Origin of the sequence: Streptomyces sp. 8L (assembly GCF_020176795.1) — a bacterium.
In the GTDB taxonomy this organism is placed as follows: Bacteria; Actinomycetota; Actinomycetes; order Streptomycetales; family Streptomycetaceae; genus Streptomyces.
The window spans coordinates 1-19,110 of sequence record NZ_JAIUKE010000019.1; the positions used below are offsets into that span (position 1 = coordinate 1).

At 66.9% G+C, this 19,110-nt stretch carries 2 protein-coding genes; both read left to right on the forward strand.

Annotation, left to right across the window (positions count from 1 at the left end; genetic code table 11):
- The first annotated feature begins 285 nt into the window (after positions 1 to 285).
- The gene (locus tag LCE31_RS02865) at positions 286 to 558 is read left to right on the forward strand and encodes a hypothetical protein (RefSeq protein WP_225012336.1); all 273 of its coding nucleotides are present in this window, start codon (positions 286 to 288) and stop codon (positions 556 to 558) included.
- A gap of 59 nt (positions 559 to 617) precedes the next feature.
- On the forward strand, positions 618 to 18,986 hold the full coding sequence (locus LCE31_RS02870) for a UvrD-helicase domain-containing protein (protein ID WP_225012337.1): 18,369 nt from the start codon (positions 618 to 620) through the stop codon (positions 18,984 to 18,986).
- Positions 18,987 to 19,110: the final 124 nt, after the last annotated feature.

The following is a 19,110-nucleotide window of genomic DNA, read 5'->3' on the forward strand; positions in this document are numbered from 1 at the left end:
CACCCCCTCTCTGACCCAGCCCGCCAGCAGCCCGCTGGCCCCGATGCACACAACCGCCCTTTCGACGTTGGGAGCAGGCGTTGACTACACCCCAGCAGCCCGCCGACGACAACTCGATCAACGACAGCGGCTTCCTGCCCGGCCTGGACTTCAGTGACCAGGATCCTCCGGAGGCGGGAGAGGCTGCAGGAAGCCCAGACAGCCCGGCGGTGAGAGACGATGAGGCGGGGCACCGGGCCCCAGCCACCAGGCCCAGCGGTGCCAAGGGGACAAGGGGGTTCGAGGATGAACCGGTACGGCGAACAGGCGATGACGCACTGGAAGGAGCACAAGCCCCAGGCGTTCGGGGAACTGGAGAACCCGGAGGAGTTCTTCACGGAACTCGGGGAGGCGATCTCGACGGAGATCGAGACCCGAGCCCGGGACCTGGCGAGCCAGGAGCCGGACGGGGAGGGATACCTCCAGCGCCTGCAGCGGCTGAACACTTCCCGGTTGACAGCGGAGGGCGAAGTGCTCAGGGCGAGGGTCCTTCTGGACGTGGAGCCGGAACAGGAGTAGTACGGCCGGGGCCGCGCACGGAGAGGGAGCGGGTTGCCTCGAACATCGCGGCCGTACACGTGGTACTACAGCTGCGGGCGGAGAACCGGCCGGCCACCGATGCCGAGCGGCAGGTGCTCCAGCAGTGGACGGGCTGGGGCGCCACCCCGTACTTGTTCGACGAGCGCAAGAGGTTCGCGGCCACGTTCGCGGCCGAGCGCGCCCATCTGCGGGACATCCTGTCGGACGACGAGTATGCCAAGGCCCGCACTTCGACCCTGAACGCCCACTACACCGATCCCGCCTACGCCCGCGTTGTGTGGCACGCCCTGCAACGGTTCGGGGTGCCGGCCGGAGCACAACTGCGAGTGCTGGAGCCGGGCGTGGGTGCAGGACGCTTTCTCGCCGATGCCCCCGCCGACGCCGAGATCGTCGGTATCGAGGTCGACCCCATCACCGCCGCCATCGCCCGCGCCCTCTACCCGGACGCGCAGATCCACACTGAGTCCTTCGCCGACACCCGGCCACCCGAGGAGGACTTCGATGTCGTCGTGGGCAATGTCCCCTTCGGCAAGTACAAGGTCACAGACCGGAGATACAACCCGGGGCGGCGCCATGCGATCCACAACCACTTCATCCTCAAGAGCCTGGAGTTCACCCGGCCCGGCGGCATCGTCATTCTGATCACCAGCCGGTACACCCTCGACGGCACCGACCAGACCCACAAGGAGGCCCGAGAGCGTATGGCCGCTCTCGGTGACCTCCTCGGCGCGGTCCGCCTGCCCAGCGGCGCCCACCAGGAGGCCGCCGGCACGCCGGTCGTGACCGACATGCTGATTTTCCGGCGTCGCGCCGAATCAGAGCCCGCCGCAGACGCCGACTGGCTGGATATCGAGGCGACGATCCTGCCCGGGTCTCGGCCTGGCGTGACGCCGCAGCCCATCGAGATCAACAGGTACTTCTTGCAGCACCCGGAGATGGTGCTCGGCGCGCTCCGGGCCGACATCGTTCGGCACGGCTCCGATCTCGTCGTACAACCAGACCCGCCGGTAGGCACCGCCCTCGCCGCAGCCCTGGATCAGGTGGCGCAGCGCGCCCAGGAGACGGGCCGTACCTACACCGAGCGCATGGTCTTCCACGGAACACTGGAGAAGTACGACGGCCTGCTGGAAATCGGCCCCGAGAACACATTCACCGAGATCCGCAACGGCCGGCCCGTCCCGCACGTCCCCGCCAAGACTCAGGTCCGGGAACTGCGCGAGCTGATCGGCCTGCGCGACATCGCAGTGGCCCTGTTGGACGAGGAGTCCGAGCATCACCTCGTCACCCCGCGCATGACGCAGCTGCGGGCCGAGCTCAACCGCCGCTACGACGCGTACGTGGCACGATTCGGCTCGATCAACCGCTTCAAGGTCCCGCCGTCCGGCGAAGCAGCGCTGGACGACAACGCGGCCGAGCGCCGGACTTACCCGCGCATGGGCGGGTTCCGCAACGACCCCTTCGCTCCGTACGTCTTCGCACTGGAGAAGTTCGACGAGGACCACCAGAGCGCGGCGAAGGCCGACGTGTTCGCCAAGCGGGTTGTTGCCCCGCCCGAGCCGCTGACTCGCGCGGACAGTCCTGAAGACGCGGCGCTGATCTGCTGGGACCAACACAACGAGATCCGCCTCGACGTCGTGGCAGACCTGCTCGGCCTGGACAACGAAGGCGCAGCACGTGAGGCGCTGGGCACCCTCGTCTACGACGATCCGGCCGGCGGTCTGGTGCGCCGCATGGAGTACCTGTCGGGCAACGTCCGCCGAAAGCTGGCCGCGGCCGAGAAGGCCGCGTCCAAAGATCCCGCGTTCGCTGTCAACGTCGAGGCCTTGCGTGAGGTCATCCCCCGCGACCTGCAGCCCGCCGAGATCCAGAGTCGGCTCGGCGCCGCCTGGGTCAGCGCCAAGTACGTGCAGCAGTTCCTGCGCGAAATCCTTGAAGACGACGACATCAAGGTCAGCAACCTCGGCGCCCGCTGGAGTGTGAAGGGCGGAGACACCGGAAGCCTCCTGGCCCGCACCGTCTGGGGCACCCAGGCCCGCTCCACCCAGGCTCTTGCCAGCAACCTCCTCAACAACCAGGAAATCCTGGTCACTCGGAAAGTTCCGCCCGACGGAAAGGCAGTGACGGACCGTCAGGCGACGGCGTTCGCCCTGGCGAAGTCCAGGCAGCTGGACGACCGCTTCCGGATGTGGCTGTGGGAAGACCCCGAACGGGCCGAAACCCTGCTGCGGTACTACAACGACCGCTACAACGCCATCGTCCCCCCGACCTACAACGGGGTGCAGATCACGGCTCCAGGACTGTCCAGGGCCTACACTCTGCACCCTCACCAGAAGGCTGCGGTTGCCCGGATCCGGTCCTCCAAGCACGGCGTTGGGCTCTATCACGGCACGGGTGCGGGCAAGACCCTCGAAATGGTGGTCGGCGGGATGGAGCTGACCCGTCTCGGCCTGGCCAAGAAGCCGGTCTACGCCGTGCCCAAGGGCGTCTTGGGCCAGTTCCAGCGTGAGTTCCTCCAGGCCTATCCCAGGGCGCGGATTCTGGTGGCCGACTCCTCGGACCTCACCGGTGAACGCCGGCACAAGTACGTCGCCCGCTGGTCAACCGGCAACTGGGACGCGGTCATCATCAGCCACACCGCGTTCAAGAAGATCCCGATGTCCAAACCGGCCCGCCTGGACTACATCAGGCGGGAGGTCAAGCGCCTGGAGGCGCACCTGGGCAACGCTGATGACGGCGACAGGTACACCGTCAAGGACATCGAGAACCAGATCGCCACGCTGAAAGGGCGGATCGAGGAGGAACTCAAGACACCAGGGGACTCGGGCGTCGAGTTCGAGCGCACCGGCAGCACGTACATCTTCTACGACGAAGCCCACACCCTAAAAAACCTCCGGGTGATCTCGTCCATCGGCGATCTCGCCCTCGACGGCAACCAGATCACCGCAGACATGGACCTGAAGCTGTCCTACCTGCGCAAGAACTACGGCGGCCGGGTGACGACACAGGCGACCGCCACGCCGGTGGACAACTCCCCGATGGAGATCCTGACCGCCATCAAGTACCTCGGCCCCGATCTGCTGCGCGACGAATGGGGCATCGAGGAGGACGACCAGTTCGTCTCCACCTACATCCAGCCCGTCAACCGGGTCGAGATGAGCCCGGACGGCAACTCCTTCTCCACCCGTGCCCGCTACGCCCGCTACGTCAACCAGACGGAACTCAAGCGGGTGTTGTTCACCCTTGCCGACGTCAAACTCAAGCGCGATCTCCAACTCGGCGAACCCGCGATCATCGGCGGGGAAATGCGGATCCTGGAAGCCGAGGCATCTGCGGAACTGCGCGAGCACATGCAGTCGCTGGGCAAGCGAATGATGGCGATCCGTCTTGGCAGCCCGGCCCTGAAGTACAACCGCAAGGGCAAACTGGTCGAAGACAACACCCTGTGGATATCCACGGACGGGCGTCTGGCCTCCCTCGACGTACGGCTCGTCAACAAGAGCACCGACGAAGCCCAGAAAGTCGACGTCGCCGCCGACGAGCTGTTCCGCCTGTGGCAACTGCACAAGGACGACGTCTACTACGACGACGACGGCAACGAGGAACCCAACCGCGGCAGTCTGCAACTGGCCTTCTGTGACCTGGGCGTGCCCGGCCCCGACAAGGAGTTCGTATTCTATGAGGCTCTACGCGAGGCGCTGACCGCGCGCGGCATGCCGGGCAGCCTCATCCGCTTCGACCAGGAAGCGAAGAACCCACAGCAGAAGGCCCGGCTCGACAAAGACGCCCGCGAAGGGCGAGTCGCCGTGCTGGTCGGCAGCCGGTCCGGCTTGGGCACCGGCCGCAACCTGCAAAACCGTGTAATCCACGTGATGCAGGTCGACCCCACCTGGAAGGCCACACCGATTATCCAGAGCCTGGGGCGAGGCAAACGCCAGGGCAATCAGAACAAGGAAATCCACCACACCGCGATCATCACCAAGAAGTCGTACGACCCCTTCCTGTGGCAGAAGGTTGCCACCAAGCAAGCGTTCGCCGAGGCCATTCTCGACATCAACGACACCAGCCGCATCCTGGAAGCCGCCGAAGACGGCGACGACGGACGCATCCCCGCCGGTGTGATGTTCGCCGTCGCCGCGGACAGGCCGGAGCTGGAACAGCTGGAGCGCGTCGAAGGCATGCTCGCCAAGCTGCGCCTGGACCAGCAGATGTGGCACGACGAGCAATTCGCCTACGAAGTCACCGGCGAGCAGGGGCAACGTCGCATCCGCGATCTCAAGGCCCGCATGCAGGAGGCCCAGGCGGCTATGGAGCGGCACACTGCCACCCGTGGCGACGCCTTCACGATGACGGTCGTCGGCCGCGTCTACGACGAGCGCCGTGAGGCCGGCGAGGCGCTCGCCCAGCGACTCGAACGGCTTGTCCGCTCCTCGGTCAACGCTGGCGGCCGGCCGCAGGACGCCCACGTCGGAGAACTTGGCAGCATCCCGGTCCACGCCCTCGTAGAGCGCAGCATCGATGGTCTGATTGCGGGGGTGTACTTCCAGGACGTTCCCGTCGACACCATCTGGCTGTCGGCGAACGGCCTGGCCGAACAAGATCGCGTCGGTCTGGTCCGCAAGCTGGAAAACGCCTTGGACGGCTTGGAGACCGTTCACGCGAAGGCACAGGAGCACGTCGCCCGTATCGAGGCGAACATCGCGCGGGCCAAGGAGCTAGTCGGCAAGCCCTTCCCGCAGCAAGCCGAACTCGACAAGATCGAGGCGCAGCACCACAAGCTGACCAAGGCCCTCGGCGTGCAGGGAGCCACGGAAGCAACCGAGCCGGAAGTCCACGACGCAGGGGTCATCGAACCCGGCGCCGACCTTGTCGACGCAGCGGTCCATGACGCCATGGTCATGACGGGCGGCTCCGCCGACGGCTGGGTGGAGGTCGATCCGACGAGTCTCACGCCTGACGACCTCAGCGATACCACCCGCGGACTCCTGGACGCGCCGGCCGACGGCTCACGCGACCGGACCGGGCCATATGCCAATCCCGTCGGCTCGGATGCCGGTACGACGGAACGCCCCGCAGCAGAAGCAGACGGAGAAACCGGCGATGCCGAGCCGACCCCGCCGCCCTATCCCGATCAGGCTGCCGCTGCTGCGGGGGAAGCGGCTGTCTTGGCGGACTTCGCCGCCTGGCGGAACTTGGACGTCGTCAAGGGGATGATGTCCGGACGAGGCCAGGAGCTGGCCGAGCAGATGGAGCAGGCCGGGATCGAGCTGACCGAGGCCTTGCGCCACGCGCGTGAGTCTACCGACGGAGCTCCTGCGTCCAGCGGCGATCCGTGGGTCCTGGAGCTCTTCCATGATCTTGCTGGTGCCGGCGAGGAATTCCTGTCCGACCTGGACTCCCCACACTTCAAGCCCAACGGCGCCGGGCGCGCGATGAGGGACCTCACCGAGCAGGTGGCTCACTCCGCACGCGACCACGCCGCATCCATCGCCCCGATGGAAGGCCGACGTCGGCCACCAGAGCCGGACACAACACCTGCGAACCCTTCGCCTACGCGACCACCAGCGCACGGCGCCACTTCACGCGGTCCGGACCGACCGTTCGATCCGGACCGGTGGTATCAGCACACCATGCTCGGCGGGACTCTCAGCGACTCTCGCGGCGCATTCCTCAACGACGTCGTAGAGCAACTCCGCCGTGACGGGTCGGACGTCGCGATCGAAGCGGACGCCCCCGGTGCGGTGATGATCACCGGCCCCAACGGGTCGGTGAATGTCACACCGCTCACCGAGGACTTCCCAGCCAGCGTTGCCCAGGGATACGAGGCGGCCATCGACCGGCTCCTTCATGACGCCCAGCGTGCTCTTCACGCCAGCGGTCCACTGGCCGGCGACCTGTTCGATTCCTGGTTGAGCGAGCAACTCATCCGCCGGGAGGGGCGGTTGAAGTCCGCCCTTACAGGTGATGACGACGAAGCCGCTTTTCGCCAGGCGATGCGCGTGCACTTCTACGAGGTCACGCCATGGGCCCACCCCGATACGGCCGACCGTCCCCAGCCAGCCCCCCAGACGCAGCAAGAAACGGCAGCCGACGCCGAACTGGCCGATGCCTCAACGCCCTCCCGTGCCATCGCACCAGAAGCGACATCTGGCGACGAAGCCTCCATGTTCCCAGCCGAGTCGGCCGAGAATTTGCCCGCCGCAGGAGAGGACCATCAGAACAGCGCACCTCCGGCAGACACTCGCCGGACCGCGCAGGAGCCCTCCGAGTCCGCAGATGACGCCGAGACGGTCCCGGCGACATCACGCGCGACCGTCCAGCAACCCGGACACGTACCGAATACCGCCTATCAGGACCGGTCCGAGTCGTGGGCCGCGGAGCAAGCCGCACTAACTGCCTACCGCCGGTGGGCATCCGACCATGCCACGCGTCTGGCTACTGGTCAGCTGGCGGACGGTCTGATGACGGCGGCCGAAACCGCGATGGCCTCCAGTCAGATGGGCAGGACCGGCCGCCTGCTCGGCGTGGAATTGCCAACTGATTGGGCGCACCTGCTGCGTTTGGCCGACCAATGCCGTGCGGTGGTCGAACAGTGGGAGCGGGAAGACGGACGGAGCACGGAAGGGAACTGGGAGATCTACACGACCCTGCGCGACCACGCGTCCCGGTACCGCAGCACTGTGGAGGACCGCAGCAGCGATACCTACCAACGGTGGGCCCGCTCCCCCGAACCCCTCACGCTCGACGAAGACGCCACGGAATTCATCCCCGGCATACTCCCCTGGGACCAGTACACCGTCACCGGGCCCCGGGGCATCCACATCGGCCCGGTCAGCGGCCGTGACCTCGCGGCCGGCCTGACGCAACTAGTGGCCGACGGGATAGACCTGGAAACGAGCGAGGGCGGACTCGTGGTCGCCGGCCCCGGCGGTGTCCAGTTCTCCGTTCAGCTCACCGCTGTCCAACCGGCCGCTGCCGCACCGTCCGCCACGACGCCCACACCAGCACCGCAACCGGCAAGCAGCAACGTCCGCTCACCGGAGCCGGATGTGACATCCGACCCGAAGGCCGAGATTCCTCCAGTCACAGCCTCCGCCGCTTCTGCGAATGCGGTGGGCACAAGGGGCGAGGCTTTCGGCTCGGCACTGCCTCAGGTGGCGAACCTCGCGATCGTCCTCGAAGGCTACGCGAGCCCCACAGAACTGGCTGGTGGACGCCGCTACGTCACTATGGCCGCCGAACGCCTCCGGCGCGTTCTCACACGACAGGAGAGCGGCCCCCTGAGCCCGGCGCACCAGGATGCCGACGCGGTAGCCGCAGCGGTTATCGAGAGTGCACCCCGCACGCCCGCCGACACGTTCAGCATCTACGACCGCCTCGCCGAGACCGCCGTACAGCTTACCGACGGCCCCCGCCCCGACGTGTGCAAGGCTGCCCAGGAAGTCGTCCGGTACACGGAGCGCCATCTGGCCCGCATGCAGGCACGACGAAGCGACCTCGCCGAATTGCTCCTAGACGCGGCCGACATAGGCGAGGAGCACACCTCCGTCCTCGAACAGGACGACCCTCTCAGGCTGACAGCCCTGTGGTACCAGGACAGCGCCGAGATCGGGCGTGCTCTGTCTGACATCTTCGACACCTTCCCGAAGTGGCCCCACGCCTATGACGACCAAGGCGGGCCGTACTCGGACCGGCTGCGTGGAGCCATGCTCATGCTGCGCCGACCACACGACACGGTCGCTACCGCTCTGACCGACTGGACGGACGTCACTTCCTATGCCCTCGGCGCCGCACAGGAGGCCGAAGCCGCCGGAGACGGAGTCAGCCGGTACACACTGCGCGACCTGGCGCGCAAGGCCTTCCAGCACCACCAGCGTCTCGCAGCCCACGAACTGGGCATGGAGGAGATTCCATACGAGGCAGCCGACGACTTTGTCGGCGGTGCCAACAAGGCAGAATCCGCGTGGAACTGGTGGATGGCGAGCGACACGGGAAAGGCACTGCTCGACAGCACACCCGGAGAGTCCACCGCTCGCGAAGCCCTCGCCGCTGCCCGGGACACCCGGTATGCCGCCGATTTCGTCACGCTCGCCGCCGAGAACCTGGACGAGGTCAACCGGCGTGTGACGGCGATGGCGCACGCCGCGTACGACCTGGTGCTGAGCCTGCACGCCAGCGACTTCCTGCATCCCGACGACGACAAGCGGCTGGACGACCTCGTCCGCTACTCCTACGAACATGCGGTCGCCTGCCGGGCCTCCACCGCACTCCCAGAGACCGTCGCTGCTGTGCAGGAAGGCGTTGCCCAGCGCCGTCAGCGGCTCGACGCCGAAAACAGCCCAGCCCCCGAGCCGCGACGGGTCCCTGCGTCTACCGGCGTCGTCCTGGAGATCGAGCACCATTACCGGGGCACCGTGGTCCGCGGCACCACTGACGAGAACGCTGACGCGCCCGTCCGTGCTGCTCTGGACCATCACAACTTCCGGTGGAGCCGCAACCAGGGATTCTGGTACCTGAAGCGGAACATGAGCCGCCCCAAACGGAACCTGCACGTCCGGAACCTCACCAACGAGCTGACCCGCATGGGACGCCGGTTCGACATGGTCGAGGAGCCCGAGCAGGACTCGGCCTCCGAGATCGTCATCCCCGTTGGTGAGCCGTACACGTCGAAGGACGATGCCAAGCATGACTTCTGGGAGATACACGGCGCGCTGTGGGGGCTGAAAGACACCCCGGCGGGCCGACGTCTGATCGGACGGGGGCTCACCGACCAAGGAGTACAGACTCGGCCGGACGGTGAAGCCGTCTGGCTAGCCATGGAGGAGCTGTGCGACGGGCCAGTGGGACGAGTCAGTGATCCATTCACGCATCCGGCCGGCATCGTGGTCGAGCGCTGCACCAAGCTCGCCCGCACCGTCCTGGTCCTTGCCCAGAACCTGGAGGAGGAGCGCTATCGGGCCCCCGTGGTGATGGGCCACTTCCGCACGATGAAGCAGTACACCGTGCAGCTCGCCTCGCGTATCACCGCGACCGCCCAGCAGGGAGACGACTGGCAGCAGATTTTCGGGACTCCCGCGCTTCCGGCTTCGCAGACCGAGGGCGAACACACTGAACCGGTCGGGCAGGAGCCCGCTCCCGGCGCGGACAGCCCCCGTCATTCCGACGTGAGCGAGGACGAACCAACCTCAGCGCCGAGCAGCCAGACGGCTGGGCACGAGTCGGTGAAGGTGCAGCAGCGTCGTATCGAGATCACCGTGGCGGCCAGGAGCGCTGCGGGACACCTGCTGGTCAACGTCGCCATCCCCGCCGAGCGCACCGGCGCCGCCCAAGAGGTTCCCGACCTCCGCGGCGCCGACGTACAGGGGCTGACACTGCCTGCTCATGCAGCGCTGCCCCTTCTGGCACGACCGGAGAGACTCTCCGAATCGCTCGTGTCCGACGAGGAGGTCGACGCTTGGCTCAGCGAGCACCTGCCCGACAGCCCGGTGGCACCGGCCTGGAACGCTCCCGCCGTACACGCGGTGATTCAGCGGACGGTCCGCGATCTGCTGCGCGACACGATGTCTCCCGAGCCCGAGGACGTCGCGGAGTGGCTGGTGGACGCGGCGCGCGAGATCCCTGCCCTGATCCGAGCCGCGCACGCCAACAAACAGGCCGACTTCCGCGCTGACTTCGCGACCGCCGCCGACGAGCTGATCGCGGACGCAAGCTCGGAACGCCTGCTGTGGACCTACCTCAAGGAAGACGGGCGACAGCAGATCCTTGATCTGGCAGGGCCTCGTGCACACCGGGAGCTGCGTACGCAGACCGTGGCTCCCCAACCGCAGGAACCCGGCCGGCTCGATCCGGATGAACAGCCGACGGCTTCGTCTACTGCCGACGAGAACGATCGAGCGCGCAAGCGTGCCGAGTTTCAGGCCGAGGCCGAGGGCTGGAGTGCAGAAATGCACGATGACGCCAAGAAACGCGCTGTACGTGTGGCTCTCGCCGACCCAGATCTTCGGTCGTTGCTTGGGGACGGGCGATCACCTCAGGAAGCCCTCCGCGTGTTCACGGATTGGCTCGCTCACGCCGATCTTTCTGCGACCGGCACAGGGGGCGACCATTTCCGGGACTGGTTCGTCGACTACCAGCAGGGAGTGGAACAGCGTTACGCGGAGGACGCCTTCGAGGAGGTGTATGAGGCTGTGTCCGCGGCGGCAACCGATCTCCCAGCCGGTGAAGCCGCTGTACGACCAGCCGACGCAGTGACGGCGAGGCGGGGGGAGACCGACCTTTCCCTCACGCAGCAACACCTAGAGGGGCTACCTCACTACGACCGGCGGAACCATCATGCAGACGCTCACCTGGCCGTCCTCACGACGATCAGAGTAAGCGACGGACACGTCGATGCCCTGCTCCTACTCCAGTCGATCGAGCCGGAGGAGGACCCTTGGGACGACCCACTAATTCGTGGCGCCCAGATACTGGCGACCAACGGGGTTCTGTCCCCAAGCCTCAACGGCCAATACAGACTCGCTGACTTGCTCGGCATGGCCAACTCCCAGGTGCTTCCTCTCGCTAGTCCTGTCCCGTGGACAGAAGTAGAGACCCTGGCTGCGCTGCCCCATGAGCAAGCTCTGCAACGACTGCCCCTCATCACAGGAGACAAGACTGCCAGCCCGAATCTGCCGGAGGCGTTGGCACCGACCGAGAGCCGTGCCGCTGCGAAAGGCCCACTCCTTCGGGAACCCCAGCAGCAGGCTCACCAGCCCGGGCAAGGGGCCGCGCCGCTTCAGGAACTGATCGGTGCTTTTGGCGACCACGTCGTCATCGGTCATCTCGGACCCAGCAGCCCCGCAGATGCAGGGAAATCCGCACCGGATACGGCGCCGGAACCCGCATCGCCGTCCCCGGCCGGCGAGCGACAGGAGGAGAGCGTGACGACGACCGAGCCGGAGACGGCGGCCGAAGGACCCTGGACGAGCCGGATCAAAATCGTCAGCGACAGGACCGGTACCTACGTCACGGGTACGACAGGAGCACCCGCTGAGGACGGTCTTCGCGAGCTGTTGAAGCGTGATCGGAACTTCAAGTACGAAAAAGGCCGTTGGCGCTACAACGGCATGCGTGGGCACAAGGAGCAGGTCCTGGGGGAAGTCCGGGCCTTCCTCGCGGCCCGAGACGCTCAGGAAACCGCGGTCGCGGCCGTGGCCAGCGGGAAGTACCCGCCAACACCTCAGCAGCAAGCCACCATCGACGCGGCCGTCGAGGGCAAGAACGTTGCTGTTCAGGCACTCGCGGGCACAGGAAAGACCGCCACGCTGGTGATGATCGCCGCGCGGATGCTGGAGCGGCGTATCGGCTACATCGCCTTCAACCGGTCCATCGCCGACGAAGCGGCCCAGAGGTTCGGTCGCAACGTCACCGCCCGGACCAGCCACTCCTTCGCTCTGCAGGACCTGCGCAACACCCCCTACCGGCACAAGGTGTCCATCGCCGGCTCACGCAACAGCGGCGCCCGACGTCCCAGGGACGTCGCGGCTGCGCTCGGCATCACAGCTGAGATACGTCTCGGCGACCGCGACGGCAAGCTGCAATACGTCGGGCCCGAGGACATCGCCAAGATTGTGATGGGGGCACTGCGCCGCTATCGGCAGAGCGCTGATACTGAACTCGGTCGCCAACACCTCGGGGAGAAGTGGGCACACGTCCCCGCGGCACGGACACTGCTGGAGTACGCCCGCCGGGCCTGGGCGGATATCGCGGATCCAAACAGCAACAAGATCTTCTTCGACCACGACGACTATCTCAAGATCTGGGCCCTGTCCGACCCGCGTCTGAACTTCGACACGATCTTCTTCGACGAGGCTCAGGACATCAACCCCGTGCTGAAGAAGGTGATCCAGGACCAGGACGCCCAGATCATCGTCGTCGGCGACAGCAATCAGGCGATCTACGAATTCCGCGGTGCCGTCGACGCTTTGCGGGACTGGCCGGCCGATGTGGTCCTGCCCCTGACGCAGAGCTGGCGGTTCGGACCTGCCGTCGCCGAGGTGGGCAACGCGTACCTCACTCTCCTTGAGTCCGACCTCCGGCTCGAAGGCGCACCTACGCTCGACACGGTTCTGGGTACCGTCGAAGAGCCCGATGCGATCCTGACCTTCAGCAACGTCGGCGCAATTTCCGCCGTCTTCGCAGGGTTCGAGACCGGTAGGCGCGTGGCGCTCGTCGGCGGTGGCCGGGACATCGAGGACATCGCCCGGGCCGCCCGAGATCTCCAGCAGGGCCGCCGTACCAAGCACCCTGAACTGTCGGCTTTCGAGAACTGGAACGAGGTCAAGGAGTACGCCGAGTCCGACGAGGACGCGACTGCGCTGCAGACCTTCGTACGGCTCGTCGACCGCTACACGCCCCAGGGCCTGATCAACATGATCCGCGACCTGGTCCCGGAGGAAGCCCGCGACGAGGAAACCCGGCCCGAACTGGTTGTCTCCACCGCCCACAAGTCCAAAGGCCGTGAGTGGGATCAGGTCCAGGTCTGGAGCGACTTCCCCCAGCCCAAGGAGGACACCAAGACCGGCGAACTCATCCTGCCCGCACAGGACAAGCTGCGCCTGGCCTACGTGACGGTGACCCGAGCCAGGAAACGTCTCGACATCGGCTCTCTCGGCTGGATCCACACCGTCGGCACTCTCGCGGACACCCTGCCAGCCAAGATCACTCCCAACCAGGCACCCGAACAGGCCTCCTCCGCCACTGTCGCGGACGAAACTGCCGCCCCCGAGGTGCTCCTGTCCCCACCATCTCCTGAGACCGCGGAGAGCACGAGGCCGGACGCCGTCTCCGAAGAACAGCCGGAGCCAGCGATCACCGAGCCAGCAAACGACGAGCCCGCCATCTCGGTACATCAGGCCGGTGCCGCCTCAGGGCCTGCTGGCCTTGAGGCGACCGACGACAACGAAGCCACAGCGTGGGCAACCCCATGGCCCGCCCAGACGGAGCCCGGCCCTGAGCGGCAGCCCGAGCCGGCCGCCCCTACCTTGCGGGACCCTGGCGAACCACTCAACGGCGCCGATCAGCCCTCCCTCTTCACGGGGAGGGCAGACAACCCTCCCGCCGACGAACAGACGATGGCCCCTGCCGCGCAGGACGCAGAAACGGGCATCGCGCCCCTACCTTGGGACGACCAAAAGATCAAAAAACGCGGTACAGCGGGCCTCAGCCGTGGGCAGAAGAGCGAGATCCCCAACCTCGCTCGCGAAATGCGTGAGGCTCTCGGCGACAACCAGGTCCGCGACGTCTGGGAACAGGACAACCCGTGGGCCCAGTTCGAGGAGAACCTCCGGCACACACAGAACGGAATCGCGGAGCCGGACTCCGCCCTGAACACCCTGGTGGCCCAGGCTGCGGAACAACTGCGCGCCCAGATCGACCAGCTCGCCGCTGAGGCCTTCAGCACCTTCGAGAATCGGATCCAGGACCGCGCTGACGACCCCGACCAGCTGGCCGAGCTCGACGCCGAACTCGCCGACGCGCACCGTCTGCCGGAACTCACCGACCCACTGGTTCGCCGGGCCCTGAGCCTCTGCCTGGAGGCCGTAGACGATGTCGAGCGCACAGCGCGCAGCCGCAAGGTCAGGGTTGCCGCCGCACGGGATGCCCTGCAACAGGTCATAGGACTCGCGGGCACCTCGTACAGTCCCGACGGCCAGCAGGTGTGGCCGAACGTCGACGCGGCTCTGGCCCCGGTCAAAGTACAGGTGGACCGGGCCCGCGAACGTATCGCCGAGTTGTCCAACTCCACGGTCACCGAGCAGTACGCCCGTCTCCGCGCCCTCATCGCCATTCACGAGACACAGCCGACGGCGGGGCCCCAGACCGAGGACACCCCGGCGCCCGTCCCCGGGGCCGCCGAGAACGTCGGCGTGCCCCCGGCCCCCGCCGCACAGGAAAAGCGCACACCCGAGCCACTGACCGACCGGGACATCGCCGAGGTACTGGGCAAGATCGATCCCTCTGACTTCGGCCAACTGATCTTTCAAATGGGCCAGAAGAGGAGGGGGACTCCACAACTGTATGAGGGCTGGATTCGCCTGCCGTCGGAACCTGGTTACAACGAGGCCGGTAACGAGGTCGCCAGTGCCTACTCCCGAAGCGGCTCCATCGAGATCGAGGTCAAGGTCTCGGACGACGTCGTGACGACGGTCCGCGCCGGACATCTGACCCTGGCCAAGGTCGTTGCGTGGCTTCGTCCGGCTCTACCGCCGGAACGGCGTCAGCTGGTGGCGGATGCATGGCGGACCGGGAACGCCATGGCGCGCAGCGAGCTCGGCTTTGAGGTCATCGGTGAGACGGGCCGCTGGAAGGCAGCCGATAAGGAAGTATGGCGAATCCTTGTCGACACCAAGGCGACCGTGATCAAGGAAGCACTGGAAGCTCACCTCACGGGGACCGCAGCCGCTCAAGTCGCCCGGATCCGATCGGTCGAGAATCAGGAACAGGGGCAGATGCTGCCGATCGACTTCGGCAGCATGGAGAACTCGTATGCCGACATCGCCACGTTGGAGCGGGTGACCGCGCTCCGGGCAGTACTGCCTGCCCAGTTCAAAGGCGCTTGCCGCCTCAGCGAGCTCACACCGGGTGACTGCATCACCGGCGTGTCCGAGGAACGGCTGCCGTTCATCGTGCGAGAGCGTCCCGACGTCAGCGCAGACACCGAAGTGTTCGTAGTCGGAGATCTCGTCGTCGGGCCGGGTGATCTGCGTTCGTACACGTGGGAATCCGGCCGTTACCCGGAGGACCATGTCGAGCCCCTCCTTCTTCCGCAGTCGCTGGACGAGCTCGTCGACCTGCCCGCAGACGCACCACACCCCCTCGCCCCTGTGCTCGCCGCCTCAACGACAGCCCGCGCCGCGCTCACGGCGGCGGAGCCTGCGCGGGAGGTGGCACCGCCCGTTGCCGGATCGCCCACCGCCGAGCCGGGCTTCCCCGCACCAGAAGAGGCTCCAGGCGCCGACGCGCAACAGCCCCCCGGCCCCGTGGTGACCGGCACGGGGGCCAGCATCCCTCCCCGGCACCTGCCGTACGAGAGCCAGAGCGATTTCTTGGACGATCTGTGCGCCACCGAAGATAGGTATACCGCGTGGGCCAACTCGGCCACCGGCCGGCTGCTGTTGTCCGAAGCCCGGGAGCTGCAGGAAGAAACCGGGGTCATGGACGCCAACGAAGCAGCTCGTGTCCAGACAGCCTTTCGCGGGGCGATTCTCGCGGCCGACACCACTCACTCCTCGGCTGAGGATCTGCTCAGCGCCTGCCGGGGCCTTTACGCGACGGTCGCTGAAGCTGGGCGCTCGATGGCGACGCGTAGAGCGTTCGCGTCCGATGCAGATCGGCATCTGCTCCTCGCGGTGTACGCCCAGTCCCAGGAACAACTGGCCCGTCTGGATGCAACCACGGACGTGCAGGCCCTGCTCGACAGCGAACACGACGGGGCCAGGCTGCTCTCTCGCTTCAAAGAGACGAGTGTGGCCGAACGCCCCGATGCGCCCACGGGCTCGGAAGCCACGCCGGCGCAAGCTCAAGATTCCGGACAGGAACCGCCGAGCGTCCAGTCCGCACCGCTAAGGGGGTCCGACACCGGCACGGGACCAGAACGGGCCCTGGCCGATCCGGCCGAGCCGAAGTCAACCCCCGCGGTAGCCGAGCTACCGACGCCGCAGGAGGAGAGCATCCCGGAGTCCGGAACGACTCCAGAGGGGCAGACGTCATCGCCAGCCGAAACGGATACAGACGATTTCGACTCCCTCAGGGATGTCGTCGGTGACGAGCCCCTCGTCGACGGGGTCGTCTACAGCGAGGCCGAGTGGGTGCCGGCCCCGGAAGAGGGCGTCCGTCGCCGCACCGACGAACAAGACGAGCCGGTGTCCGCCGAAGAACTGGCAGAGATGGAAGTGGATCTGGAGTACGAGGCCCTGATCGAGCAGGAACGCATCGCTGTGGCTGAATCAGTCACGGGAGAACCGGACGTTCCGGGACGGGACGACTTCGACAAGCATTTCGAGGACATCGTCGCCCTCTTGCGCAGCGCAGAACCCCCGGCGGAGACACAGACTCCCGCTCCACGCCGCCGATTCAGCACCGAGGACGAACAGCGGCTCCGCGACCAGTACGCCGCTACTCGACAGGCGTTGTCCGGGATCCTCACCAGCATCGACGCAGATCCGATCCTGCCGGCACCGGAAAATTTGGGGGTTGAAGCCGGGGACGCCAGAGCCCTCGAAACGGCGATGGGAAGCGCCGAGGCCGAGGCGGGCTACTACTGGGGCACCCCTGAATGGACAATGATTCGCTCGATCGGTCACGCACGAAAAGAACTCCGCGGAGCTATCCGGGAGGCGTTGCTGACCTACGCCGAGACGACACTACGCGACATCCGCGCACACGGCATCAACCGGACGATCGAAGCCCGCACGGCGCGGGCCATCTCCCATGGCGCGATGCATCTGGCGAGGCGCCTGGAACGGTCGGGCCTGCGCGATTCGCGTAGCTGGCGGGCAGTGTGGGGCCTTCACCGAGCCGCCGCGACCCGGGCTGACAGGCTGACTGGACTCCTGCCCGCCAGCCAGCGCATCGATCTCGCCGACCGGCTGCTCCGTGCTTGGCGCTGGCTCACCGAGCGGCTGGCCGCGCACCGCCAGAATACTGGGAACGGTAGAGGTGACGACGGCCAGGGCCGTATGCGCACGACGCTATCGAACAGTGTCGACTCAATCCGTGGCATCTACGGTGCGGTCTCCGAGCGACTCGGTGCCCTGACACAGCATCCGGTGTGGCTCCGAATCGCCTCCGTATGGTCCGCAGTACGCGAAGCCGTCAACAACGGCTGGCTCGGTGTGGGCCGTTTCATGGCCGACCGACAAACCTTGGGCACCGGGAAGACGTTGTGGGTCCGCAGTCTGGAGATCATCTCGTCCGGGGCACAGACACTGATAAATCGGCTGGCCAGGGGCGGTGGCCGGAAGGGACTGCGGTGGAACCTTCTGCGCGTTCTGCGTCATGCCGCCGAAGACCACATCGCCCACCTCCACGGTCACCTGCCCGGGGACGTGAGCACTCCATTGGGCACCTACGAATCCGTGGTCAGCGAGACAGCCGAGCAGACGCCCGCAGCGAACGATGAGACCACACCGCTGGCCAACGCACCAGAAGGAGACCCCGGAGCAGAGTCGGAGCCCGCTCCGGTTGCCGAGAGCCTGGCGGGAGATCCGGACCGGTTCCGTGAGGTCGTGCTCCAGGCGGCGGCGAAGGAGTACACCCTGGCGCTGGACCTCAGCTACGACCTCGGCATCCCGGTAGCCGAGGCTGACTCCCTTCTGACGCGGATGGAGGAGCTCGGCATCGTCGGCCCCCAGAAAGAAGGGGGCGTCCGAGAGGTCCTGGTCACCCGCGGCGACGCGGAGAACCTCATGGACGCCAGTCCGGCGCCCGGCACCCCCGCACCTCGATGGCAACCGACCAACGAACCGCTGACCCTGTCCTGGTTCGACGAAGTCAGGACCGCCGTACGACGCGACGTTCAGCCCTATCGCGGACTGTCCCGTCGGGACTTGATGAGCCTGCTCAACCACGCGAACGCGCGCCCGGGCGACAGGGCGGAAGCTGGCCGTCGTGCGAATGAGTGCATCGACCTCTTCCTGCAGGGCCGCGGCGACGAAGTGCCGCGGCATCTGGCCGGCGAGGGCTTCGTCTACGTGCGTGGCGAGGCAGACAGAGGCTGGGCACTCCGGGAGACTGCTCCCGCCCCGGCCCCGCCGACGCCTGCCGGCATGCAGACACAGGCAGCAGGAGAACAGAAGATCGCCGCGGGAGCGCACCTCCCGCGCCGGCGCCGACCGACGCCGACCGAAGGTCTGTCGAAGATCGAGCAGGCGGCTGCCGGACGCCTACGCCAGCCGTCCCCCGAAGAGGACAACAAGCCGACGGTCAACGCGAACACCTTCGCAGTCCAGGCGCAACGGATTCAGGACCGCGCGGACTTCGCGCAGGCTGCCGCGAACAGCCCCGCCGAGGAACGAGCCGCAGGTGTCCTGCAGACGATCGCGGCGAACTCCCGAGCCACCGCTGACAAGATCGCAGGAACGGCACACGACGGGGCGTCACCGGCTTCCCCGCACTCCGCACTGACCGCTGAGGCCTTTCTTGCGGCACTGCGGACCACGGCCCAGGCCCGGGGGGCGCAGATCCCCGACGATCTACTGGCCACTGCCATGGAAGCGGCCCAGGAAGCAGCCGCCGCGGTGCCGCAACGTTCCGCAGGCTTCGCCGCAGCACCGCCACGCCCGTCACGCCGGGGACAGGCCGAGCGCGAACAGGCCGAGCACCGACTTCACGGGCAGCGGAACAACCCGAGCGGCGTCGGCCGCAGGTAGGCGCGACGATGCTTGGGGCTCAGCGCAGTGGGAGGTCAGGGACTGGGACAGAGGGCAACCGCATCCCGGATACGGAACACCCCACGCCCGCCGGATGCCACATAGACCAGCACCTCAGGGGCTG

What these genes read in the sequence shown, in the direction of transcription:
- LCE31_RS02865 (WP_225012336.1), top strand. Translation starts at nt 286, where the DNA reads ATGAACCGGTACGGCGAACAGGCGATGACGCACTGGAAGGAGCACAAG.